This window comes from Nitrospirillum goiasense, assembly GCF_034427435.1.
Taxonomy (GTDB): Bacteria; Pseudomonadota; Alphaproteobacteria; order Azospirillales; family Azospirillaceae; genus Nitrospirillum.
In genome coordinates this window covers 513,516-537,424 of record NZ_JAXQNP010000001.1, presented here as the reverse complement: position 1 = coordinate 537,424, position 23,909 = coordinate 513,516, and the positions used below count along the sequence as shown (strand labels likewise).

23 protein-coding genes are annotated in these 23,909 nt (G+C 66.6%); 10 read left to right on the top strand and 13 right to left on the bottom strand.

What is annotated here, in order from left to right; all coding sequences use genetic code 11:
* Window positions 1-37: 37 nt before the first annotated feature.
* Together xoxF5 and pqqA (ULB03_RS01905) are read right to left on the bottom strand one after the other, a co-directional pair.
* Window positions 38-1,837 carry a lanthanide-dependent methanol dehydrogenase XoxF5 gene (xoxF5, locus tag ULB03_RS01910; protein WP_322481724.1) on the bottom strand — a complete coding sequence of 600 codons (1,800 nt, stop codon included), beginning with the start codon at window positions 1,835-1,837 and terminating at the stop codon, window positions 38-40.
* Window positions 1,838-2,017: 180 nt separating this feature from the next.
* Window positions 2,018-2,122, bottom strand: coding sequence for a pyrroloquinoline quinone precursor peptide PqqA (gene pqqA, locus ULB03_RS01905; RefSeq protein ID WP_322481631.1), 105 nt, complete (start codon window positions 2,120-2,122; stop codon window positions 2,018-2,020).
* 593 nt (window positions 2,123-2,715) lie between these two features.
* On the opposite strand from pqqA (ULB03_RS01905), the gene ULB03_RS01900 reads away from it, so the two are divergent.
* Together ULB03_RS01900 and ULB03_RS01895 are read left to right on the top strand one after the other, a co-directional pair.
* Window positions 2,716-3,387, top strand: a complete 672-nt coding sequence (locus ULB03_RS01900) for a response regulator transcription factor (RefSeq protein WP_322481630.1) — start codon at window positions 2,716-2,718, stop codon at window positions 3,385-3,387.
* Between the two features lie 63 nt (window positions 3,388-3,450).
* Window positions 3,451-3,981: a cupin gene (locus ULB03_RS01895; protein ID WP_322481629.1), complete on the top strand. Its 531-nt coding sequence runs from the start codon at window positions 3,451-3,453 to the stop codon at window positions 3,979-3,981.
* A 66-nt stretch (window positions 3,982-4,047) separates the two neighbouring features.
* On the opposite strand, the gene ULB03_RS01890 is transcribed toward ULB03_RS01895, so the two are convergent.
* The 5 genes from ULB03_RS01890 to nosP form a co-directional block, all read right to left on the bottom strand.
* Window positions 4,048-4,707: a hypothetical protein gene (locus tag ULB03_RS01890; protein ID WP_322481628.1), complete on the bottom strand. Its 660-nt coding sequence runs from the start codon at window positions 4,705-4,707 to the stop codon at window positions 4,048-4,050.
* 1 nt (window position 4,708) lies between these two features.
* Window positions 4,709-5,494 (bottom strand): 2OG-Fe(II) oxygenase, encoded by a 786-nt coding sequence (locus tag ULB03_RS01885; protein ID WP_322481627.1) that lies wholly within the window; start codon window positions 5,492-5,494, stop codon window positions 4,709-4,711.
* A gap of 93 nt (window positions 5,495-5,587) precedes the next feature.
* Complete coding sequence (locus ULB03_RS01880) at window positions 5,588-5,809, bottom strand: response regulator (protein ID WP_322481626.1); 222 nt, start codon at window positions 5,807-5,809, stop codon at window positions 5,588-5,590.
* A 14-nt stretch (window positions 5,810-5,823) separates the two neighbouring features.
* Window positions 5,824-8,436, bottom strand: coding sequence for a PAS-domain containing protein (locus ULB03_RS01875; RefSeq protein WP_322481625.1), 2,613 nt, complete (start codon window positions 8,434-8,436; stop codon window positions 5,824-5,826).
* Window positions 8,433-9,782 (bottom strand): nitric oxide-sensing protein NosP, encoded by a 1,350-nt coding sequence (gene nosP, locus ULB03_RS01870; RefSeq protein WP_322481624.1) that lies wholly within the window; start codon window positions 9,780-9,782, stop codon window positions 8,433-8,435. Before nosP ends, ULB03_RS01875 begins: the two co-directional genes overlap by 4 nt.
* A gap of 493 nt (window positions 9,783-10,275) precedes the next feature.
* On the opposite strand from nosP, the gene ULB03_RS01865 reads away from it, so the two are divergent.
* The 8 genes from ULB03_RS01865 (at window position 10,276) to ULB03_RS01835 (ending at window position 16,733) form a co-directional block, all read left to right on the top strand.
* Window positions 10,276-11,535, top strand: a complete 1,260-nt coding sequence (locus tag ULB03_RS01865; protein WP_322481623.1) for a porin — start codon at window positions 10,276-10,278, stop codon at window positions 11,533-11,535.
* Window positions 11,536-11,668: 133 nt separating this feature from the next.
* Entirely contained in the window at window positions 11,669-11,749 is an 81-nt protein-coding gene (gene pqqA / locus ULB03_RS27365; protein WP_044560716.1) for a pyrroloquinoline quinone precursor peptide PqqA, read from the top strand.
* A gap of 96 nt (window positions 11,750-11,845) precedes the next feature.
* Window positions 11,846-12,778, top strand: coding sequence for a pyrroloquinoline quinone biosynthesis protein PqqB (gene pqqB, locus ULB03_RS01860; RefSeq protein WP_322481622.1), 933 nt, complete (start codon window positions 11,846-11,848; stop codon window positions 12,776-12,778).
* The gene (gene pqqC, locus ULB03_RS01855; protein WP_322481621.1) at window positions 12,775-13,569 is read left to right on the top strand and encodes a pyrroloquinoline-quinone synthase PqqC; all 795 of its coding nucleotides are present in this window, start codon (window positions 12,775-12,777) and stop codon (window positions 13,567-13,569) included. The genes pqqB and pqqC overlap by 4 nt, the downstream gene beginning before the upstream one ends.
* Before the next feature lie 89 nt (window positions 13,570-13,658).
* Window positions 13,659-13,856, top strand: coding sequence for a pyrroloquinoline quinone biosynthesis peptide chaperone PqqD (pqqD, locus tag ULB03_RS01850; RefSeq protein ID WP_416210988.1), 198 nt, complete (start codon window positions 13,659-13,661; stop codon window positions 13,854-13,856).
* Entirely contained in the window at window positions 13,856-15,007 is a 1,152-nt protein-coding gene (gene pqqE / locus ULB03_RS01845; protein WP_322481619.1) for a pyrroloquinoline quinone biosynthesis protein PqqE, read from the top strand. The genes pqqD and pqqE overlap by 1 nt, the downstream gene beginning before the upstream one ends.
* Window positions 14,989-15,936: a quinoprotein relay system zinc metallohydrolase 2 gene (locus ULB03_RS01840; RefSeq protein ID WP_322481618.1), complete on the top strand. Its 948-nt coding sequence runs from the start codon at window positions 14,989-14,991 to the stop codon at window positions 15,934-15,936. The genes pqqE and ULB03_RS01840 overlap by 19 nt, the downstream gene beginning before the upstream one ends.
* Window positions 15,933-16,733 (top strand): quinoprotein dehydrogenase-associated SoxYZ-like carrier, encoded by an 801-nt coding sequence (locus ULB03_RS01835; protein WP_322481617.1) that lies wholly within the window; start codon window positions 15,933-15,935, stop codon window positions 16,731-16,733. The genes ULB03_RS01840 and ULB03_RS01835 overlap by 4 nt, the downstream gene beginning before the upstream one ends.
* A 107-nt stretch (window positions 16,734-16,840) precedes the next feature.
* Here ULB03_RS01835 and ULB03_RS01830 read toward each other — a convergent pair whose 3' ends face one another.
* The 6 genes from ULB03_RS01830 to ULB03_RS01805 all read right to left on the bottom strand — a co-directional run bounded on the left by ULB03_RS01830 (window position 16,841) and on the right by ULB03_RS01805 (window position 23,897).
* A complete protein-coding gene (locus ULB03_RS01830; protein ID WP_322481616.1) occupies window positions 16,841-17,419 on the bottom strand; it encodes a hypothetical protein in 579 nt (192 codons plus the stop codon).
* A gap of 74 nt (window positions 17,420-17,493) precedes the next feature.
* Entirely contained in the window at window positions 17,494-17,898 is a 405-nt protein-coding gene (locus ULB03_RS01825; protein WP_322481615.1) for a hypothetical protein, read from the bottom strand.
* 80 nt (window positions 17,899-17,978) lie between these two features.
* A complete protein-coding gene (locus ULB03_RS01820) occupies window positions 17,979-20,120 on the bottom strand; it encodes an HlyD family efflux transporter periplasmic adaptor subunit (RefSeq protein ID WP_322481614.1) in 2,142 nt (713 codons plus the stop codon).
* 3 nt (window positions 20,121-20,123) lie between these two features.
* A complete protein-coding gene (locus ULB03_RS01815; RefSeq protein WP_322481613.1) occupies window positions 20,124-21,515 on the bottom strand; it encodes an efflux RND transporter periplasmic adaptor subunit in 1,392 nt (463 codons plus the stop codon).
* Window positions 21,516-21,525: 10 nt separating this feature from the next.
* On the bottom strand, window positions 21,526-22,269 hold the full coding sequence (locus ULB03_RS01810; RefSeq protein ID WP_322481612.1) for an efflux RND transporter periplasmic adaptor subunit: 744 nt from the start codon (window positions 22,267-22,269) through the stop codon (window positions 21,526-21,528).
* A 113-nt stretch (window positions 22,270-22,382) separates the two neighbouring features.
* The gene (locus tag ULB03_RS01805; RefSeq protein ID WP_322481611.1) at window positions 22,383-23,897 is read right to left on the bottom strand and encodes a TolC family protein; all 1,515 of its coding nucleotides are present in this window, start codon (window positions 23,895-23,897) and stop codon (window positions 22,383-22,385) included.
* Window positions 23,898-23,909: the final 12 nt, after the last annotated feature.

Sequence of the window (23,909 nt, the reverse complement as noted above, 5' to 3'; positions counted from 1 at the left end):
GATCGCCCCAGGCGGGGGATGAGTGGAATAGAGAGGGTTACGGTAGGGCAAAGACGGTGAGCACACCGCCCAGCTGGGTGTAGTTGGCCAGCTGCTTGTAGGCGCCGACGGCACCCAGGCCCTCGGAGTCGCCACCCAAGCCGGCGGCCATGCCGATGCCGGCCCAGCCGCCGACACCGGACAGCACGGCGATGTACTGCTTGCCGCCATGCTCATAGCTTGTGACGTTGCCGATGATCCCCGACGGCGTCTTGAACTTGTACAGTTCCTTGCCGGTCTTCATGTCGACCGCCTTCAGGTAGCCTTCCAGCGTGCCGTAGAAGGCGACGCCGCCCGCCGTGGCCAGGGCGCCCGACCAGACGGAGAAGGTTTCCTTGTTGGACCAGACGATCTTGCCGCTGCTGGCGTCCCAGGCGATGAAGTTGCCCAGGTGGGTTTCACCCTTGGGCGGGAACATCGACAGGGTGGCGCCGACATAGGGCTGGCCGGCGGTGTAGGACACCTTGAACGGCTCATAGTCCATGCAGACGTGGTTGGTCGGCACGTAGAACAGGCCGGTTTCCGGCGAGTAGGCCGCCGGCTGCTGGTCCTTGCTGCCCAGCGCGGCCGGGCACACGCCCTTGGTGTTGTGGTCTTCGCCGTTGTGGTCGGTGCTGTACTGCGCCACCACTTCGGGCCGGCCGGTCTTCATGTCGACATGCGTGGCCCAGTTGACCGCCGGATCATACTTCTCCGCCACCAGCAGTTCGCCGGTCTCGCGGTTCATGGTGTAGGCGAAGCCGTTGCGGTCGAAGTGGACCAGCGCCTTGACGGGCGTGCCCTTCACCTTGATGTCGGCCAGGATCATCTCGTTGACGCCGTCATAGTCCCATTCGTCATGGGGCGTCATCTGATAGACCCACTTGGCGATGCCCGTGTCGGCGTCGCGGGCGAAGATGGTCATGGACCATTTGTTGTCGCCGGGGCGCTGCTTGGGGTTCCAGGTCGAGGGGTTGCCCGAGCCGTAATAGATCAGGTTCAGCTGCGGGTCATAAGCGGTCCAGCCCCAGGTGGCGCCGCCGCCCGTCTTCCACTGGTCGCCCTGCCAGGTCGACAGGGACGAATTGGCGCCGACCGGCTTGCCCAGGCTCGTGGTCTTCTGCGGGTCGAACAGGATCTGGTCGTCAGGCCCGACGGAGTAGGCCTTCCACGCGACGGAGCCGTCCTTCAGGTTGTAGGCGGTCATGCGGCCCTGCACGCCGAACTCGCCGCCGCTGATGCCGACCAGCACCTTGTCCTTCACCACCACCGGTGCGCCGGTCATGGTTTCGCCCTTCTTGGGATCGCCGTTGGCGACCTTCCACAGCTCCTTGCCGGTCTTGGCGTCCAGCGCCACGACGTTGGCGTCCGCCTGGTTCAGGATGATCTTGCCGTCACCATAGGCCACGCCGCGGTTGACGGTGTCGCAGCACATGACGGGGATGACGCTGGGGTCCTGCTTGGGCTCATACTTCCACAGGATGCGGCCCTGGTTGTTCAGGTCCAGCGCGTACACCACGTTGGGGAAGGGGGTGTGGACGTACATGACATCGCCCACGATCAACGGGCCGCCCTCATGGCCGCGCAGCACGCCGGTGGAGAAGGTCCACACGGGGCGCAGTTCCTTGACGTTGGCGGTGGTGATCTGTTTCAGGGGGCTGTAGCGCTGGTTGGCGTAATCGCCGGATTGCATGACCCACTGCTTGGGGTCCTTGGACATCTTGGACAGTTCGTCGTTGGCCAGCGACGGTTGGCTGGACAGCAGGCTGGCCGCGACTAAGGCGGTCCAGGATAGCAACACCTTCTTCCGCTGATTCATCATTTCCCTCCCTGGGGATTGGCCGGTAGGTCCGGTCCGATTGGTGTCCGCCTGGCCGGCGGATGGGCGACGCATTTTAAAAACAGGTGGGTGGTTGCGGGGGCTTGGGCAAGCCGGCGAAACGCCCCAAAAACAAACAGGCCGGGCGGACCCCGCCGGGCCCGCCCGGTGATGGCGGCGTCAGACGTCCGCGCAGGCGTAGCAGTTGATTTCCATGCCGAGCGCGATCTCGGTGACGACAGGCTTTTTCCAACGCATGGGGATCTCCTCAAGGGTGAAGGACATGTCCGTTCAGACTGGTTTCCTCCCGCGCCGGGCCTTGGACGCCTCCGCAACCCCTGGACCTGGTGCCGCCGGTTGTGCCGCTCACGCTTGGTTACCAAGCGGGCGTCCGCCAACGGCAGTCGGGGTGACGATCATCGGTCACACCGCAGGCGCACGATCACGCGGGAACTTGAACTTTGCCAGTTTTGCGTCTTCGCTGACCCACCGGACCTTCGCCGGGGGCCTAATCCTCTCCTGGGCGCTGTTCTTTCGGCCTTCGCCTTGCAATTCCAAGGGGGAAATCCCAAGGACGATGACCGCTGATCAGCTTGATGCCCATCTTCAAGAAGCCCGTCGCGGGTGCCAATTGTACTTTGGTACAAGGGTGGTTTAACCCCTGCGTCGTACCAACCCCCGGTAAGCGATTTTGGCGCCGTGCCGACTGTTAAGTCTTTATTAATCAAGATCTTGCCCGGTATTGGCGGCGGGCCGGCCTGATCCAGCGATTTGTTACGCGACCTAACCTTCTTCGGCACTAGCCGTGCTTGGTCGGATCGACTATCGTCAGTATCGAGGAAACGCCGAACGACAATCGCCCGCAAACGAGGCGACGTATGCCGCAAATAATTATTGCTGACGATCATCCCATGGTGCGGGGCGCGCTGACCCTTGCCGTGGAGGCTGCTTTTGACCAGCCGGAAATCCTTGAATGCGCCCATCTGGGGGCGGTGATGCAGTTGCTGGAGTCCATCGGTGCCGCCGATCTCCTGTTGCTGGATCTGCGCATGCCCGGCGTGGATGGGTTCGAGGGGCTGGTCCGTGTCCGCAGCCAATTCCCCGCCACACCCGTCGTGGTCATCTCCGCGCTGGAGGACCCGCGCCTGGTGCGCGAAGCTTTGGCCCTGGGCGCCATGGGCTTCATTCCCAAATCCACGCCCCGGGCCGAGATCGTGGCGGCCTTGTCGCTGGTGGCGGGCGGAGGCACATACCGTCCCGACGATCTGGTCATGGCCGCTCCACCGCCCGATCCCAAGGGGCAGGCGACGGATGACGATTTCCTGCAGCGGGTCCTGACCCTGACGCCGCAGCAGCGCCGTGTGCTGCAACTGCTGGGCACGGGCAAGCTGAACAAGGAAATCGCCTATGACCTGGACATCGCCGAAACCACGGTGAAGGCCCACGTCTCCAGCATCCTGCACAAGCTGCGCGTCTACAGCCGCACGCAGGCCGTGGTGATGGCGGGCCGCCTGCATCTGGACAGTTTCGCCGACGTGGCGGAGGGATAGCGGAACCGGGAACGCCGTGGCTGACTTGAGAGGCGGGGATGCCCGCCCTTGAGGAGATGCGCCATGGCCGATCGTCATACGGAATCCGCCGCCTATGGCGGTATGGCCGGTGAGCCGGGCCGCTGGCCGGAAAACTTCATCCTGCACAGCCTTGGCTGGGTGCCCAACAACGCCCGGCTTCCCGTTCTGTTGTATCGCGGCATGGTGGCCCTCGGCGGTGGGGCCGGGGACACCGACGATCCGGCCGCGGTGTTCGAGGGGCTGTTCAACCGCAACGGCTGGCCCGCGCGGTGGCGGGACGGGATTTACGACTATCACCACTATCATTCGACGGCCCATGAGGTGCTGGGCGTCGCCCGCGGCTGGGCGGAGGTGATGCTGGGCGGCCCCCAAGGTCGCCTGGTCAGCCTGCGGGCCGGCGATGTGGCCGTGCTACCGGCCGGCATCGGCCACTGCCGACTCGATGGCAGCGATGACCTGCTGGTGGTGGGGGGCTATCCGCCGGGTCAGGAGTGGGATGTTTGCCGGGAGGCGCCCACGCCGGCGGTGCTGGACCGCATCGCTCACCTCCCTTTCCCCCTGTCGACCCGGTGATGGGTGGGGAGGGGCCGCTGCTCAAGCTGTGGACACCGACGCCCGGCTACCAGATGTAGGGGATGCTCAGGCCGCTTCCCCGTTCCGCTCCCGGTAATGCCGCATCAGCCGGGGGCACAGCTGTTCCAGCCTCGCGTCTGTTTCGGGATTGCGGGGCTTGTCGCGCCAACGGTCGGTCACCCCCGGCCCGCGCGCGTTGCCGAAGACCACTTCCATGGTTTCCTGCAGCGCCGGCTCCGCCTCCCACAGCGTCCGCAGCAAATCGTTATAGTCGCGCCGGAAGGTGTAATGCGCCTCTTCCAACGGCCAGCCGAGGGTGTTCAAATCTGTGAAAACCGATGGGTCGCGGGCCACGAAATCCTCGTAGTGGATGATGGCGTCGAAGATCCGGTCCCGTGTGGCGAACAGCTGGTCCAGGATTAGGAACTTCTCATCCATCAGCCCGGAATAATGACGGTAATTGGCCTTTGACAGGCTGGCGTAATTGTCGCGGGGATCACGCAGAAGCAGCACGACCTTGTCGGGGCGAAAGCGCTCCACGTGGACGGCCAGTGGATAGGCCGTGGTGACCACTGCCTTGGCCACGAAGTCGGTCGTCGTCGTGACCCGCGGCGCGGCATAGTTGTTGGGGATGTCCGCCAAGGCGACGCACCCCGGCCGTTCGGCCAGGGTACGGGTGAAGGCGGTGGCGCCGCTGGACTGCATGCCATGGACCAGCAGACGCATGTCAATTCGCCTCCCGTGGCGGAAGACGCAGCCAATCCTCAGTCACCTGCGCCGTGATGAAGACATAGCGCCTGGTGTGCGGGGTGGGATGGCGGACGCCCACGCCGTGCAGGGCGTTCACGGATTGGGGGAAGATCACCAGCCGGTTGGCGCCGTAGGGCACGGTGGCGACGACCTCCACCGCCTCGGCGGGCAGTTCATAGGTGTCGATCCGCCCTTGGGGGCCATCGCGCCAGCGATATAGCAAAAGGTCGCCACCTTGTGCGTCATCATTCGGCGCCCGCATGTAGAACAGGCAGGAAAAAAGCCGGTTGGGCGTATCCAGGTGGGGTCCACGGGATGACGAGGGGCGATCCCGCACCGGCGTGTTGATCTCCATCCGCGCGTCCTGGTGTATGCGATAGGGGCCGGGTTGAGCGATATTCAGTCGGCCGGTGCTATGCCCCGTCAGCCGCCCACCCAGGGCGGCCAGCATGGCGGGGTCCCAATGTCCCTGGAACAGCGTTTCCACCTCGGCCAGGAAATCAGGTCCGCTGTGATAGGCCGCGAACGCCTTCCAGCACTCCGGCATGTCGTCCGCGTTCAGGATCATCTGGGCCGACAGTTCGAAGCGACGGTTATTGGGCATGCGGCCTGGGGGAGAGGGCCAGCCCAGGCGTTGGAATTCGGGAAAGCTTGTGCTCAAGGCCTCATACAGGCCCGCCTCCATGGGCGCGTCAGCCACGATATGGGGGAACGGGGCTGTGCGGATGTCGGCGGGGCCAAGCCCGGCCAATAGGGAACGCATGGGCCGCCGAGGCTCCGCTAAAGTGGGAATTCATAAATCCCCGCATATCTGGAGTTGTGATCGCTGTCAACGCCCGTGGCTGACATTCACCCCCTATGATGCGGGCCCCCCTATGATGCTGGACAGCAGCGACCGCAACTGGGCCGGGTTCACCGGCTTCTTCAGCATCCAATAGCCGTTCTGCTTCACCTGGGCCTCGACCTCTGGCGTGTGGTCGGCGGTGATGATGATGGCAGGCGGCGCCTTGCCCGTGGCCCGGTCGATGGCCAGGCGCAGGCGGCCCACCTCATCGGGGCCGATATGGCCCTCGCCCAAGTGGAAATCGGCGATCAGGACATCGGGGGGCGGGGCAGGTGCTCCAACACCTCCAGCGCCTCCTCCCCCGTCGAGGCCACGGCCGCTTCACAGCCCCAGGTGGACAGCAGGGCTTGCATGCCCATAAGGGCGCTGGGCTCGTCATCCAGGACCAGCACCAGGGTGCCGCTCATGGCCTGGGCGGCGCCCCCGCTGGCGAGACGGCGGGTGAAGGCGGCGGCCGTGGTGGCGCCCAGTGGCACCACCACCGAAAAGACGGACCCCCGTCCCACCACCGACCGGGTTTCCACCGTCACGTCCAGCACCTTGGCCACGCGGCGCACGATGGCCAGGCCCAGGCCCATCCCCCGGGTGCCGGACCGCCCGCGCCCCTCGCGTGATGAACGACCACCCGGGACGGGGGCGCCCAGCACGGGCCCGCGATGCAACTGGTGGAACTCCTTGAAGATTTCCTCCAGCTGGTCCGAGGGGATGCCGGGGCCGCTGTCCCACACCTCGATCCGCAGGAAGTCCCCGCGCCGGCGGCAGCCCAGCAGCACGCCCCCGCGCTGGGTATAGCGGACGGCGTTGGACAGGAAGTTCTGCACGATGCTGCGCAGCAGGCGGATGTCGCTGCGCACCACGGCGCGCGAGGGCGCGTAGCGCAGGTCCAGGCCCCGATCCTGGGCCAGCACCTGATGCTCGGTATAGAGCGGTCCCAGCAGGCTGCCGATGGGGAAGTCGACAATCTCCGCCGAGACGGCCCCGGCATCCAGCTTCGAGATGTCCAGCAGGGCGTCCAGCAGGCCCTCCACCGCCTCCAGCGACACGTCGATGTTGTCGATCAGCGATCGGTTCTTATGGGTGTGTTCCAATTCCGCCAGGGCGGAGACGAACAGCCGGGCGGAATTCAGGGGCTGCAGCAGGTCGTGGCTGGCGGCGGCCAGGAACTTGGTCTTGGACAGGTTCGCCTGCTCCGCCTCCACCTTGGCGGACTGCAGGGCGCGTTCCATTTCCCGGCGCTCCGCGATCTCCTGTTTCAGTTGGCGGTTCAGGCCGGTCAGGGCGGCGGTGCGTTCCGTCACCCGCCGTTCCAGCGTCTCGTTCGCCTCCTTGATGGCGGCATCGGCCCGCCGCCGTTCCGTCACGTCCTGCATCAGGGTGAACAGGCCCAGGATAACCCGGCTCTGGTCCGCGCTGGGCAGGCCGATATGGGGTACGAAGGTGACGTGGGCGTAGCGTGGCCCGGCAGCGGGATTGGCAGCGGGATTGGCAGCGGGATCAGCGGCGGGGTCGGGTGTGTCGGTGGGGGGCAGTTCCACCTCGAAGGACACCGTCTCCCCGGCCAGGGCTTGGCGGATGTGGGCCCGGCAGCGACTATAGAATTCGGGGGGCAGGACGCTGCGCATGCGGCGCCCCAGGATGGCCGTCTCCGGCCGTTTCAGCCATTGCCGATAGGGGGCGTTCACGAACTGGTAGCGCTCATCCGCGTCGGCATAGGCGATCAGCGCCGGCATCGCGTCCGTCACCAGGCGGATGCGCCGTTCGCTGTCGCGCAGCGCCTCCTCGTTGCGCTTGCGCTCGGTGATGTCTGTGAAGGTCAGGACGAAGCCGCCGTCCGGCATGGGGTTGCGATCGATGTCCAGCACCCGGCCGTTGAACCATGTCTGCTCCAGCCGCAACGGCAGCGGATTGTTCTGCGGGTCCAGGAAGCGGGGCTCGCTGATGCCGTGGGACTGAAGGCCGTCATTGAAACGCTGGAAATCGGCGAACACGGCGCCCCGTCGCACACAGCGGGGCGACAGGTCCAGCAGGCGCACGAACTCGTTGTTCCACGCCACCAGCGCCAGTTCCGCATCGTACACCGCCACCCCCTGGAAGATATTGTCCAGGGTGGCCTGAAGCAGGGTGGTCTTCTTGGCCACCGCCGCCTTCCATTGCAGCGTTTCCCGGCGTTTCAGCGCCGTGATGTCGGTGTAGATCGCGACCACGCCGCCGTCGTTGGTGCGCTTCTCGTTGATCTGCATCCACCGGCCGTCGCTCAGCGCGTGGACGGTGGGGCCCTGGCAATCGGCATGCTGGCGCAGGCGGCGGCGTATCCAGCCCTCCGGATCGCGGTAGGCGTCCAGCACGCTCTTGCGCTGAACCGCCAGTTGCACCATCTCGCGGAACGACATGCCGGGGTGGACGTCGCCGGCCATGCCGGGCCAGAAACTGAGATAGTCCTGGTTGAACAGGACCAGCCGGTCGTCGGCATCGAACAGGGCGAAGCCGCCGCTGACCGCCTCGATGGCGGTGAACAGGCGCAGGCGGGCGGTTTCCGCTTGCTCCCGCGCGTTGGCCGCTTCCTGATACGACCGTTCCAGGTTGGCCAGCGCCTCTTCCAGCGACTGGGTGCGCGACCGCACCTGGTCTTCCAGCCCAATGGCGGTCTGGAACAGCGAAAAGGCGGAACCCTGTCCGTCCACATTGCGCTCAACCCGGTCCATCAGCGACTGGTTGATGCGCGTCAGCTTCGCCACCTGCTGTTCCAGCTCGGCGATGCGGCGGGCCGCCTCCGTGTCGGCGGGGGCCGGGGCCATGTCCTGGTTGACGGCCTGTGGGGTGGTGGACCCGGAAGTGGCTGGTTGGGTGGCGTGCGCGATCATGTCCTCCCGATGGCGACACCGGTGAAGGTCTGGTTCACGTGCATGGACATGTACTGTTCGCCATAAGTGCAGAAGCCAGTGACGCGGTTGGCCACGAACAGGTCCGACACGGCGGCCTTCAGGTTGCGCTGTTCGGTTTCCAGGTTGCGCAGCACGCAGTCGAACCCGACGATGGCGTCCAAGGGGCCGATCTCCCGTTCCAGGCGGCGGAACAATTCATGCAGATTTTCCACGATATCGATGCCGCGCGCCACTGTCAGCACCAGGCCTTCGTCGATGGCGCAATGAAAGGTCAGGCTGTTGTCCGGGTTGACCTTTTGGATGGCGCGGACGTGGTACTGCCCCCCGACCCGGACCACCACCGGATGGGCGGCGAAGATCTTCGGCGTCAGGGCCTCATGCGATAGGCCCACCAGGCGGGCGTATTCCAGGGCCGCGGGCTCGGCGTTGATCTCGAACACCCGGCGGGTTTCCAGGTCGGCGCCGGTGACGACCATCTTGTGTTCGGTCGGAACGAAATGTTCCGTCTTGAACACGGAAAAGGGGCGGCGGGTGGTGATCAGCAGCAGGATGGCGGCGTCGCTGACGAAACGGCCCCCGTGCAGCACCACGGTGGACTTGAAGTCCAGGCCGTCGCCGGCCGATCCGCCGATCAGCGGCAGGCCCGCCAGCGCGTTGCCGATGGCGCTGACCAACTGCTCTTCCCGTGTCGACAAACCGTCAACCAGCAACAAGCCGAATCCGGGGCGGCCCTGGGCCTCCGCGTGCCGGCGGGATACCAGCCGGTGCGTGCGCTCGATGGTGTCCGCGATCTGGAATTGGCTGAGGTTCTCGAACAGGGCGGAATGGACCAGGAAGTCCTTGGCCGGAAAGCTGACGCCGCTCAGGCCACCGCTGATGTAGCCGAAGGGGGTGATTTCCCCCGCCGTGGTGCAGCCGAAGACCGGCGTGGACCCGAACGCCTCCTTCAGCGCCGCCAACATCTCACCCCGATCATAGGCGGGGGAGAAGAACACCAGCACGCAGGCGGCGGCCCCGCCGATCTGATCCCGCAGGTCCGCCACCGCCGCGCGGGCATCGGTTTTGTTCGATCCGCCCCGGCGCACCGGTGGGGGTGGTGGCGCGTCGGGCCGGGGCGTGGGTCGCGGTCGCACCGCCGTCAAGGGGAAGGGTGGCAGCGGCGGGAAGGACGCGGCTGGTTGATGGGCGGGGCGGCGGGGGGATGCCGCTGGCTTCACATCGGCAATGACACAGCTATCACCGGGGGGGATGTCGGGGGCGCTGGCTTTGGCGCTGGAACGCCGTCCCTGCTGGGGGTGGCCACTGTCGCCGGGCTTGATTTTCATGGGTCCATCCGGATGCCGTCCGGCGGTCGGAAAGGGGCCGCGTACGAACCACGCCCATGATTTCATAGGCTTGCCCCAGCGTGCGCAACTGCCCTACGACCCGCAACGGTTCTTTAGTTCTATTGCGTCCATAAGGCAAAGGACTTCAAGTGTCAAATTAAGGTGGGGCCCAGAAAGACCCTGCCAAACAGCAGGGAAATCATCGGCGCGCGGATGACTTCGCCGCATGGCTGTTTATTGCCATGTGGCCGGGCCGGTACCCTGCGAATATAAGCCGGGAGGAAACAAGAATGAAATCCAAGCGGATGGCATTGTTTCTGGGCGTGACCGCGATCAGCGGCCTGGCGTGTCTGCCGGGATCCATGGCGAAAGCCGACACCACAGATGATCTGCTGGCCAAACTGTTGGCCAAAGGTATCCTGTCCCAGCAGGAATACGATCAGCTGAAGCAGCGCAAGGCGGTTGAAACCCCGCCGCCCCCCCGCCCGCGGCGGTGGCCAGCGCCAGCGCCGCGGCGGTCGCCGCCGCCCCGCCCCCCGACCCCCTCGCGGTGCGCATGACGGAAAAGGGCATCGGCGTCCATGTCGGCCCCGTCGACGTCACCCTGTCGGGGGAAATCAACGGCTTCTATGTCCATGACAGCCCGGACAGCGTGGCCCCCAACCATGTGGTGGCGGGCGGTCTGGCGGCGGTGGGCAGCAGCGATAACTCCTCCATCCGCAATGGCCTGTTGCCCGGCAACTTCGCCGTGGAATTGAAAACCCAGCAAGAGGGCTTCGACATCGTCGCGCACTTCGGCCTCTATCCCGGCCTGAACAGCGTGACGGGCACGGGCGGCGCCAATTCGGCCGGTGACAGCCGGGCGCTGGCCACCTCCGGCATCGACTTCCGCCAGCAATACCTGACGGTGGGCACGCCCACCATGGGCACGGTCAAGGTAGGCCGCGACATCGGCCTGTTCGGCCAGCAGGCCATCCTGAACGATTTCACGCTGTTCGGCGTGGGGTCCACCGGGGGCAACGTCGCGCCGTCCAACACTTCGCTGGGGCGCATCGGCATCGGCTACGTCTACACCGACTTCATGCCCCAAATCACCTACACCACGCCCAAGTTCAGCGGCTTCACCGCGTCCGTGGGTATCTTCCAGCCGCTGGACGCCTTCAACTTCTCCGGCCAGTCCGGCACGCTCTCCGCTCACGACCAGCCACAGATCCAGGCTGGCGTGAATTACGAGCTGCCGGCCGACGCCAGCAGCCTGGTGAAGGCCCAGTTGTGGGCCAACGTCGTCACCCAGGACCTGAAGAGCGTTTCGGCGTCCCAGGCGCTGGCCCAGGGCAACAGCGTGCGCGGCACGGGCTGGGACTTCGGCGCCAAGGTGGACGTGGCCGCGGCGGAGCTGGTGGCTTACGGCTACACCGGCGATGGATTGGGCACCACCGGCCTGTTCTTCGACGCGGTCAGCGCGTCGGGCCAACGGCGCAGTTCGGACGGTTACTACGTCCAGGGCAGCTACACCTTCTTCAAGAAGTTCACCCTGTCCGGCAGCTATGGGGTGAGCCGTCTTGGCCTGGCCACCGGCGAAAGCAATCCCTTGCTGGTGAAAACCAACGAGTTGTGGGCGGCCGGCTGCAAGTACAAGCTGACCAGTTGGGTTAATCTGATCTGTGAATACGCCCACACCACGGCCACGGCCCACGGTGGGAATAAAGCGCAAGAGGATACAATCGCCGCCGGCGCCATCGCCTTCTTCTGACGGTTCTGGCTTAATCGCTTACCCGTGATGACGGCATCGCCGTCACGCCGCTCTCCTTGACGGCGCACAAATTTAGAATTATTCTAAAAATAGGGAGGGGCCTTTCGCCCGTCCCGAAACCGGAGGAAATGGTATGAGCTGGAAGACTCCGAAGATCGTCGAAATCGCCTTGGGCATGGAAATCAACTGCTATGCCTGCGCGGACGTGAAATAATCCATGCGTCGCCTGGGGGCTGGCGTGGGGCGTGCGGATGTCATGTCCGCTGTCCTGCGCCGGCCCCCTGTGCTTCGGCTCAGTGCCTAAGGACCCATGCATATCCTCGTCCTCGGTTCGGCGGCCGGCGGAGGGTTCCCGCAGTGGAACTCCCATGCCGAGGGCTGCCGGCGGGCGCGCGCCGGTGATCCGGCCGTGCGGGCCCGCACCCAAGCCTCGCTGGCCGTCAGCCGCGATGGCCGCCGCTGGTTCCTGCTGAACGCCTCGCCGGACCTGCGCCAGCAGATCGCCCAGACGCCTGCCTTGCATCCACAGGAAGGGCTGCGGTCCACCCCCATCGCCGGTGTTGTGCTCAGCGGCGGGGATGTCGATGTCATCGCCGGATTGCTGAACCTGCGGGAACGCCAGCCCTTCACCTTGCACGGCACGGCCCGCACGCTGGGCATCCTGGATGCCAATCCGATCTTCGAGGTGCTGGCCCGGGACGTTGTGGCCCGCAACCGCTTGCCCTTGGGCGAACGGGTGCCGCTGACCGGCGGCGGGCTGGCCGCCACTGGCGGCGATGCCGGGCACAGTGGCCTTTGGGTCGAACTGTTCCCGGTTCCGGGCAAGGTGCCCTTGTACCTGGAGGGGCAGGATGGCCCACCCCCGATCGTGGAGGGGGAGGATACCGTGGGCGTGGTGGTGGATGACGGCGAGCGCCGCTTCTTCTTCATCCCCGGCTGTGCCGCCATGACTCCCAGCCTGGCGGCGCGCCTGCGTGGGGCGGATTTGGTGTTTTTCGACGGCACGCTTTATACCGATAACGAAATGATCCAGGCTGGCCTTGGTCAAAAGACCGGCCTGCGCATGGGGCACATGAGTGTGGACGCCACCCTTGCCGCCTTTGCCGACCTGGGCGTGCGCCGCCGTGTCTTCATCCACATCAACAACTCCAACCCCATCCTGATGGATGACAGCCCGCAGCGGCGGGTGGTGGACCAGGCGGGATGGGAGGTGGCCTTCGACGGAATGGAAATCACCCTATGACCGCTGAACCGCAGGATCGCGTCCTATCCCCGGAAGAGTTGGAGGCGGCGTTACGCGCCGTGGGGGCGGAGCGGTATCACAACCTGCACCCCTTTCATAAGCTGCTGCATGGCGGGAAGCTGAACCGTGGGCAGATCCAGGCCTGGGCGCTGAATCGCTATTATTATCAAAGCCGTATTCCGGCCAAGGACGGGGTGCTGCTCTCGCGCCTGCCCACGCCGGACCTGCGCCGGCTTTGGCGCAGCCGGCTGGAGGACCATGACGGCTTCCCCGGTGCGGAAGGGGGCGCCCCCGGCACGGCCAATGGCGGCATCGAGCGCTGGTTGCGCCTGGCCACCGGCGTGGGCCTGGACCGCGACTATGTCGAATCCACCGCCGGCATCCTGCCGGCCACCCGCTTCGCCGTCGACGCTTATGTCGCCCTGGTGCGGGACCGCAGCGTGCTGGAGGGCGTGGCCTCCTCCCTCACCGAGATGTTTTCCCCCACCATCATCGCCGAGCGCGTTTCCGGCATGCTGGCCAATTATGATTTCATCACCCAGGAAACGCTGGCCTATTTCGCCCCGCGCCTGACCCAGGCGCCGCGGGATGTGGATTTCGCCCTGGCCTATGTGAAGCAACACGCGCGCACGGCGGAACAGCAGCGCGCCGCCATCGCCGCCCTGACGGAGAAGTGCAACATCCTGTGGGCGCAGTTGGACGCCCTGCATTTCGCCTATGTCGATCCCGGCTACATCCCGCCCGGCGCCTTCGTGCCCGAAGGTCATGTCGCCAAAGGCGGCCCGCGATGACCCCGGCCCCGGACGCGAGGAATGAGGCGGTCGTGCCCCGCTTTGCCCGGGGCGTGAAATTCCGTTTTGATGAAACCCGGAAAAGCTGGATGGTTTTGGCACCGGAACGATTGTTCCTGCCGGACGAGGCCGCCACCGAGATCCTGAAGCTGGTGGATGGCGACCGCAGCCTGGGCGCCATCGTGGATGATCTTGCCACCCGCTTCGACGTGCCCCGGGCCGACATGGCGGCGGACGTGGGCGGCATGCTGCGTGACCTGGCCGAGAAAGGGGTGGTGCTGCTGTGATGCCGCCGGCCGCACCTGCCGTGGAGGCGCCCATGGGCCTGCTCATGGAGCTGACCCACCGTTGCCCCCTGCGCTGCCCCTACTGCTCCAACCCCGTGGACCTGCAGCGGGCGGGGGAGGAGATGGACACGGCCACCTGGAAGCGCCTGTTGGGTGAGGCGGCGGCGCTGGGCATCCTGCAGGTGCATTTTTCGGGTGGTGAGCCCACGGCCCGCAAGGATCTGCCGGACCTGGTGCGCCACGCGGCCGCCCTGGGCCTGTACACGAACCTTATCACCTCCGGTGTGCTGCTGGACGCGGCGTCATTGGCCGTGCTGGCGGATGCGGGCCTCGACCATGTGCAGTTGAGCTTCCAGGATGTGGAGGTGGAAAGCGCCGAGCGGATCGGCGGCATGCCGGGCGCCCAGGCGCGCAAGCTGGCGGTGGCCGGAATGGTCACCGCCGGCGGCCTGCCCCTGACCCTCAATTTCGTCGTTCACCGCCAGAACCTGGACCGCCTGCCGCAAATGATCGAACTGGGGTTGCACCTTGGGGCGGCCCGTATCGAGGTCGCCCATGTGCAGTATTATGGCTGGAGCCTGATGAACCGGGACGCCCTGCTGCCCAGCCGGTCGCAGCTGGACCAGGCCACGGCGGTGGTGGAGGCGGCGCGGACGCGGCTCAAGGGCCGCATGGTGATTGATTACGTGCCGCCGGATTACTATGCCGCCCGGCCCAAGGCCTGCATGGGCGGCTGGGCCCGGCGGTTCATGAACATCTCCCCTGCCGGTCTGGCCTTGCCCTGCCATGCGGCGGAGACGCTGCCCGGCTTCGACTGGCCCTCGGTCGCCACCGGCTCCCTGGCGGCGGCCTGGTATGAGAGCGAGGCGTTCAACCGCTATCGCGGCACCACCTGGATGCCGGAGCCCTGCCAGGGCTGCGACCGCAAGGAGATAGACTGGGGCGGTTGCCGCTGCCAGGCCTTCGCCCTCACGGGCGACGCCGGGCGCACCGATCCGGCCTGCGCCAAGTCGCCGGACCATGGCGTCATGCTGGCGGCCATTGAGGCGCGGGGCGAAGCGGTGCCGGACTTCATCTATCGCCAATACGGGCCGGTGCCGGTCCCGCCCGTCAAGGCTCCCGTGGGGGAGGCATGGCCCGCCGAACCCTGATCCGGGCCGTCCTGTTCTTGTGCGGGGTGGCCGTCGCGCTGCCGCCGGTGTCGTCGTGGGCGAAGGATGACCCCCTGGTCCAGGTGGCCCCTGGCCTTTACGTTCGGCCTGGTGTGGTGGAGGACGCCACCGCCGCCAACGATGATGCCATCGCCAATATAGGCTTCATCGTTGGCCGTGACGCCGTGGCGGTGATCGATCCGGGCGGCGCCGCTGCTGACGGCGCGCGGCTGCGGGCGCGCATCAAGGCCATCACCGCCCTGCCCATCCGTTATCTGGTCTATACCCACGTCCACCCCGACCATGTGCTCGGCGCCGTGGCGTTCGCGGCGGACCATCCGGTGGTGGTGGCCCATGCCCGCTTCGCCGCCGCCTGGGGGGAGCGGGGGGCCTACTACCGCCAGGGCCTGGCCCGCATCCTGGGCGGCGACCCCGCCCAGGCTGGGGACGCGCTGCCGCCCACCCAAGCCGTGGACACCACCGCCGACATCGACCTGGGCGGCCGTATGCTGCATGTGGTGGCCTATGGCGCCGCCCATACCGACAGCGATCTCACCGTCTATGACGACCAGACGCGCACCCTGTGGGCTGGTGACCTGGTGTTCCAGGACCGTATCCCGGCGCTGGACGGCAGCCTGACCGGTTGGCTGAGGGTGCTGGAACAACTGAAGGCCCTGCCGGCGGTGCGTGTCGTGCCCGGCCACGGCCCCGCCCAGTTGCCCTGGCCGGCCGGGGCGGTGGATGAGGAACGCTACCTCACCACCCTGGCCCGCGACGTGCGCGCCCTGCTGAAAAAGGGCGGGGACATCGATGCCGCCGCCACCACGGTGGCGCAGTCGGAAAAGGGCCGTTGGAAGCTGTTCGACGCCTATAACGGCCGCAACGCCATCACCGCCTTCAAGCAACTGGAGTGGGAGGACCCGCCATGACATCCCGCCTGTTCGCCCTGGCCTTGCTTTTGGTTCTCGCCCTACCGCTCCAAGGCCGGGCGGAGGATCCGGCGGCCGACGCCGCCCGCTGGCAGGATCTGCGCCAGATCCTGTTCGCCAACCACACCCTGACCCCCGCCAAAGGCCAGATCGCGCTGGAGGCGCCGGACAGGGCCATGGACGCGGCCTTGGTGCCGGTCACGGTGACGCTGGACCCCGGCTTGCCGCTCAAGGCGCTTTACCTGGTGGTGGACAACAACCCGGCGCCCTTGGTCGGGACCTTTCACTTCGGCCCCGCCGCCGTGCCGGTACAGGTGAAGACCCGGGTCCGCGTCGATGCCTACACCCACATGCATGCGGTGGCCGAAACGGCGGATGGCCGGTGGTTCGTGACTGACCGCTACGTCAAGGCCGCCGGGGGCTGCTCCGCCCCCGCCACCAAGGACGCGGCCCTGGCCCTGGAGCGCCTGGGCCAGATGCGCCTGAAAACCGTGTCCGAAGGGCAGGCCGGCCTGCCCAAGGGGGCGATCACCGCCCAACTGCTGATCAGCCATCCCAATTACAACGGCATGCAGATGGACCAGGTGACCCGCAACTACACGCCCGCCCGCTTTGTCCGCGACGTCACGGTCAAAAGCGGCGACGCCCTGGTCTTCCAGCTGGAGGCGGACATTTCCTTGAGCGAGGATCCGGCCATCACCTTCAGCTATCAGCCCAAGGGGCCCCTCTCGGTCATCGTCCGTGACAGCACCGACGCGACCTTCAGCCATGTCTTCCAGGGGGATGACAAGGGTTAAGGCCGCTAGAGTGCGATCGCTTCAGATGGACTCATCTGAAGCGTGAGTCGCACGACGGAACACAGGCTTGGAGTTCCTCTGACGCTTCAACGAAAGTCAGAAAAACTCTAAGCCTGCACCCAGCGCGCCATGTGGGGGAAGGGGGGCAGGCCATTGTCGCCCATGAAGGCGAACAGGCCCGAGAAGCCGGTCATGCCCGCACGGGCCAGCGCGTTGGGGCCATGATGCGTTCCCGATTCCAACCATTGCTGCATGGGATGTACACCGGCGTAGTCCGTGTGCTTGTAGGATCCGGGGAAGAAGACACAGGTCAGGGGCACGCCAATATGCAGGGCGGCGGCATAGGACCATGCCTGGGCCATGACCTCCCCTTGAACGGGGGGCAGTGACAAGATGGGATCAAGCGATGGCGCCGAGCCTAGTTCCGCCGCTATGGCGGCGGCCGTATCGGCATGCAGGTCGGTCCCCAATCGGGTCCGGAAACGCTCAGGGACGATGGCGATGTGCCCTGCTTCATGCAGCAGATCCCCCGAACCGACCAGCGTTTCGGGATGCACATGAATCACACCGGCATGAATATTAACCCCCGGAAGAAAGCCATCCAGGCCGCCGTCGCCCACCTCCACCCCGATGCCGATCTCGCGCAGGAAGGTGATGATGGGCGCCAGCGCCTCGGGATGGTACATGGGAAAGGGTCCTTGAGTGTCACCGATCAGCGATTGTGGCGTTTCGGTCCAAGACACGCAAGCCGATAGGGTGCTCAGGTGCAGCGCAGGTTGACCTCGGCCTGGGCCCGCCGCAGCTTTTCCACCTCATCCTTGGCGATGGGTGTGTCGCGGAACATGGCACCCCGATCCCCCAGGCCACCCTGCTGCATGCGCAGGATGGTGTCCGCCTTCTCATAATCGTCGTACGGCATCATGTCGGCGATGGTGTCGATGCCGCAGGCGCACTTGCCCAGCAGTTCGTGCTTGAACCCGTTGGAGGCTAGGCAGCCGATGACGTAATCGGCCCGCACGGCCGTGGGATAGTCATAGCGGGGGTGATGGTCCCCTTTCGCCTTCGATTCCGCGGCACTGGTGGCCATTGGCATGATCGCCAACCCCGCCGCCGCCGCCGTCGCCAACAGGCACCGCACCACGCGAATCCGCGACAGGCGCACCATGGACTCCTCCCGATCTCTTATTGTCGGGAAAGCCTAACGCAGGCGACTGCCCCGCTCCATGCCCGAATGGTAGTACGGGGTCAGAAACCCGCCTCGCGCAGCAGGACGGCCGCGGTGCGCCGCCACAGGCTGCCCAGCAGGCTCTCCCGTGCCCCCTCCAGCGTCACGCGGCCCCGTTCCAGCGTGGCGGGCGTGGCGTCCTTGGCCGGCGCGATCAGCACCCGGTACAGCGACTCCTCGGGCACCATCTGGTGCTGCTTGTCCTCCCGCGCGGGAATGTCCCCGCCAAAGGGACTGGCGAGATAGCGGCGGGTCAGCACCCGGGTGCTGGTGTCATCGATGTCCTGGATGCGGCCGTCCACCGCGCCCGTCACGCTTTGATCGGGCCGGAAGCGTCCTTCGCCGCCCACCGCCACGCGGTGCAGGTCGGCCTCGCGCACATAGGCTTCGATCATGGGCCGGCCCGGGTCCAGCAGCAGGCCCAGCCGCTCCCGCGCCGGCAGCCATTCGCCCGGCGACAAGGGCTCTGCCACTTCGGCCATCACCCCGGCGAACGGGGCGGTGACGGTCAGCTTGGCCCGCTCCGCTTCCAGGCCCCGCAGCTCGGCCTGCGCGGTTTCAAGCTCCTGCGCCGCGATGCGCTGGCGCTTGGGGTCCACGCCGCCGCGATACGCCGCCTCCCATTGCAGCGTCTCGATCTTCTGCCGCTGTTGCACCAGCTTGTAATCCAGGTCCGGCGAACTGAGGCGGAACAGCACCTGGCCGGCCGTGACCGTCTGCCCCGCCTTGACCAGCACCGCGTCCACCCGCCCCGGCTGCTCTAGGAAAATTTCCATTTCCTGGGCGGCGCGCAGCACGGCCGGCGCCGTCACCGTGCTGCGCCAGGGGATCACGGCCAGCGCCAGCAGGACCAGACCAATGGCGGCGGTGGTGGCGGACCGGCGGTTCCAGGTCATGGACTCCCGCCGCTTCACCCATTCCAACACCTCGTTCAGGGGCGGGCGCAGGATGAACCACCACACCTCCACCAGGAACAGCAGGATGCCTAGCACCTTGAAGAACAGGTGGTAGACCAGGGCGGCGATGCCGACGAACAGGGTGAAGCGGTAAATCCAGGTGGCGATCGCCAGGGTGATCAGCAACTGGCGGCGCCGGGGTGGCAGCTCCTCCGGCACGGGTTCGCCCAGGTGGAACAGCCGTTCGCGCAGCCACCAGCGTCCCAGGGCGAAGGCGCGTTCATGCAGGTTGGGCACGTCCAGCAGGTCCGATAGCAGGAAATAGCCGTCGAACCGCATGAAGGGGCTGGTGTTGACCAGGACGGTCATGATCCAGCTGGTGGTGGCCAGCAGGAAGGCGGCGGCCTTCACCGGCCCCTCCGGCAGGAAGGACCAGGCCAGCGTGGCATAGGCCGCCAGTGTCAGCTCGGCCCCCATGCCGGCCACGCCGATGGCCAGGCGCTGGCGCCGGTTGGGCAGGCGCCAGGCGTCGCTGACGTCGGTGTACAGCAGGGGGTACATGACCATGAAGGCGATGCCCATGGTTTGCACCCGGCACCCATAGCGCTTCGCCGTCAGCGCGTGCCCCAGTTCATGCACCACCTTGGCCACCGTCAGGCCAAGGGCGGCGGTGATCAGGCCCGAGGGCGACAGGAAGCTGACGAAGGTGGTGCGGAACTGGTCCCACTGCCGCGTCACCAGATAGATGCCGACCAGCGCGGCGGCGAGGGTCGCCAGGAAGAAGCCGCGGGTGAATATCCAGGACACATAGGGCATGGCCTGGGCCAGGAAGCGGTCCGGCTTCACCAGCGGGATACGGAAGAACAGGTAATTCTTCAGCAGCCATTGCCACAGGCCTGGCTTGCGCATTTCCGCCTGGCGCATCAGCGTCGCCACCGCTTGTGGTCCATGGCGCTGCAGCAGGTTGTTCATGGCCAGGAACTGCGACACCGCCATGACGTCGTCCACCGTGGCGCGCAGGGTGGTGTTGGACGCCACGTCGGCGGCGATCACCTCCGGCACCTCCAGCTGCCACCGGCGCAGAATCTCGAACTCCAACCAGCCCAGGCGGTAAAAGCGGCCCGCCACCTGGTCATGCAGGGTCCAGGTGGGGGAGCCGTCGGCCAGGGCGGGCCCGGCCAGCAGCGTCAATTCCTCGCGCAAGGGAGCCAGCCGCAGGATTTGCGCCTGCGTCTCCGGCGGGGTCATGGCCGTTTCGCCGTCCATGGTTCAGACGCCCAGCCGCTGGCGCAGGGCGGCCAACGGCCGCCGGAACAGGTAGTAGAACAGGGTCGTGCGCTCGCCATAAATCTTGGCCGTGCCTTGCAGGCCGATGCGCACGGGGGCTTGGCCATCGTTGAACCGGGCCTTCAGGCGATAGGCGGCGACACCATCCGTGCCCACCTCGGGCTGGTAGGTGGTCAGGCGCACGGTGGCGTCCAGCGGATGCTGCGGATCGATGTTCAGGAACAGCGAGACGGGGTCGCCCGCGTCCATGGCGATGGCGTCCGCCACCGGCAGCTTGATCTCCAGCTCCACGTCCTTGGGTTCCGCCACCATCAGGATGCGCTCACCCTGGGTGACCGGCCGGCCGATCCAGTCGTTGACGTCGGCGAACACGGCCAGTCCGGCGCGGGGGGCGTGGACGACGATGCGCTTCAGCAAATCCTGGACATAGGTGACCTCGGCCATCGCCTGGTCGCGCTTGCCCTGAAGCACCACCAACTGGCCCTTGGCCTTTTCATCGAACACCGCCTGCTGCGCCGTCTGGCGGTATTCCGCCTCCGCCGCCTCCAGCGTGGCTTGCGCCACGTCCAGCCGGTTCTGCAGGCGCACGGGGTCCAGTTGGAACAGCGGCTGGTCCTGGGTCACCGGTTGGTTGGGCGTCACCAGGAACTTGTCGACCACGCCGTCAAAGGGGGCCCGCACCACGGTCGGGTCCCGGGGGATGACCTCCGCCGGGGCCAGGGCCGACAGGCGCACGGGGAACAGCGACAGGGCGACCAGGCCCGCCGCCACATAGCCCAGCGTCCGCAGGGATTTCAGCCGCGCGGCGTCACGGTGCCATCGCCGCTGCTGTTTGACCAACCCGCCCCAGGCATGGGCATAGGCGTCGCCCAGATTCTCCAGCAGCACGCGCTCCCCGTCCGTCCAGGGATCTTCCCGGGCCAGCAACAGGCCGCCCAGCGACCGGTCGTCGGGGGCCGTCAAGGGCAGCCACAGGCCGTGCGCCGGCAGGTAGTCCGGCCATTCCGCCGCCAAGTCCTCCGGCAGGTCGCCGGTGGTCAGCGTCTTGATGCCGGCCGGATCGCCATGCGCGCTCAACAGCCGGCAGGCATAGCGGGCATAGGGGCTGTCGGCATCGGCGGACGACAGGCCGGACACCGCCAGCACGGTGCCGCCGCCCCGCTCCGCCCGTTGCCAGGCCAGCGCCTGGCGGTAACGCACCAGGCCGAAGGTGTCGTTCACCATCTGGAAGCCCAGCTCCTGCTCGCTGCGGGCATGGCGCGCCCGCCTCTGCAACTGCAGCAGGGTGGTCAGGCCGAACAGCTGCCGATTGGCCAGTTCGGCCGCATCGGGGCGCTGGGCGATATCCTCGGAAGCCGGGGGCACGATACGCATCACCGGATCCTCAATTGGGGGCGGCGACCAAGGCGCGGCCACTCATTCCCGGCAGCAGGTCCGGAAATTTGCCGTCGATCACGGCGAACACGCGGATGCTCTGGGACACCGGGTCGATGCGCGGCGACAGGCGCGAGACCTTGGCCGGATACTTGCGGCCAGTCTCCTCGATCCCGATTTGCAGCGGGAAGCCGGGCTTCAACCACTTCAGCCAGGACGACGGCACCAGCATTTCAGCCTCCAACTCCGTCGGGTCCAGTATCTCCAGCAGTTTCTGCCCTTCGGCCACGGATTGGAAGCGCTTGACCTCCACCGGGCCGACCCGGCCGGCGAAGGGGGCGGTGACGACGCAGTGGGCCGCGATCTCCCGCGCCATCTGCTGCTCGGCCTCCGCCATGGCATGCTCCGCCGCCGCCGTCTCCACTTCCAGCACGCCGATGGAATTAAGCGTGTTCAGCTTGCTCTTGACCTCATAGGTCTTGCGGGTGGCCGTTTCCTGGGCGGTGGCCTTGGCCAGACGCGCCCGCTGAATGCCGCAATCGAAGGCGACCAGCTTTTGCCCCTCGCTGAAGCTATCTCCCTCCCGCAAGGGGAGTTCCGAAATCTGGGCGGCGATCTGCGATGACAGGACCGTGCTGCGCTTGGGCACCAGCTGTGCCCGGATTTCGGGCGCCGTGTCGGCGCCCTGGGCCGGGAGGACCAGGCCAAGGGTGAACAGCGCGGGCAGGATCAGGCGGGACCAGGAACGGGACAAGGCAGCGCTCGCTATCATTGCAATTAAAGGTGGCCGGCGCCATCCGCCAAAACAAGACGCGCCGGGCGGAAGGATTCCCGCCCGGCGCCGTTTTGGCCATGGCCCCTGTGGGGTTACTGCGTCAAGGCCTTGCCCGGGTCGTCCAGCACCGGCGTCTGGGCGGAAACCGACGCCTCCGCCCCGAACAGCCCGCTTTCGATACGCCGGTTCACGGCGGACACCGCCGTGGTCAAGGTCTTCAACGAATAGTCCGGCACCGACTGGGGCAGCGGATCGATGCCGACGGAAACATAGAGCGAGGCCAGGGCGTTCTGCATGTCGGCATAGGCCCGGGCCCGGGTCAGCTCCGCCACGATGCGCGAGGCGGACGCGCGCACGCGGTCCACCTTGCCGGCGGCGCTGTTCTCCTGCTGGGCCAGGATCTGGTCGTAAATGCGACCCTCGATGCCATCCAGCTCCGACGCTTCCAGGTACTGGGTGCGGGCGCGGCCCAGTTGCTGCCAGGCGACGTTCACCTGGGTCAGCACCGCCATGGACAGGGCCAGGTTGCGCACTTCCGCCTGATCGCGCTGGGTTTCCGCCAAGCCCATGAAATCATTGCCGGACAGCAGGTTCAACAGCCCCCACGACAGGCGCAGGCCGCCTTCCGCCCAGCGCTGGTTCACCAGGAAGGAGTTGCTGTCGTAATCCAGTCCGCCCTGGATGGACAGGTTGGGGAACAGCTTCAGGAAGGCCTTGTGCACCTCATCCGTGGCGATGCGGCGGTTGTACGCCTGCTCCCGCAGCTCCGGACGGTTGAGCAGGGCGGTGTGTTCCAGCTCGGTGATGGCCGTCTTCATCTCCGGCAGGGCGGTCGGGTTCTCCGGCAACACCAACTGGTACGGCGTTCCCGGCGGCAGGCCCATCAGCGCGGCCAGCTGGGTCTTGGCCAGCGCCAGGTCGGCCTGCAGGTTCTCCAGCTGGCGGATGATGTCGATGGTCGTCTTCTCATCCCGCAGGACGTCGAGCAGGGGCTTCAGCCGCTGCTTTTCCACCTGCCGGGTATCCTCCAGCGCCTGGCGGGCCTCCGCCAGGATGGGGTTGATGCGGTCGCCGATCTTTTCCGCCGCCACCGCCTGCCAATAGGCGGCGCGGACCTGCTGCACGATGCTGTTGACCGCCGACCGGCGCTTTTCCGCCGTGGCCAGGGCCCGGTCGCCGTTCTGCCGCGCCTGGTAATAGCTGATGCCGAAATCCAGGACGCTCCAGCTCAGCTGCAAATCAGCCGTGCCCGCCCGACGGTCGGTGGAGATCGAGGGTTCCAGCGACTGCCGGCCCGTCAGGATGGAGTAGGAGGACGAGGCCAGCTCATTGCTGCGCGCCGTCAGGCCACCATCGACCACCAGCTTGGGCAACAGGTCCCACCGCGACACATCGATCTGGCGGTTGGCGATGGCCTGGTCCATCAGCGCCAGCCGGTGGTCCAGGTTGTACTTGATGGCGCGCGCGATGGCTTCGTCCAGCGACACCGTGGTGGTCACCGGATCGATGCGGTCACGGACCAGCTTCATCGTATCGGTGGCGCGCGTCTGGTTTTCGTCCGCGGTCAACGGACGGGGCGTGACGGAACAGCCCGCGAGCAAAGCCACCAAGGCGCCGGC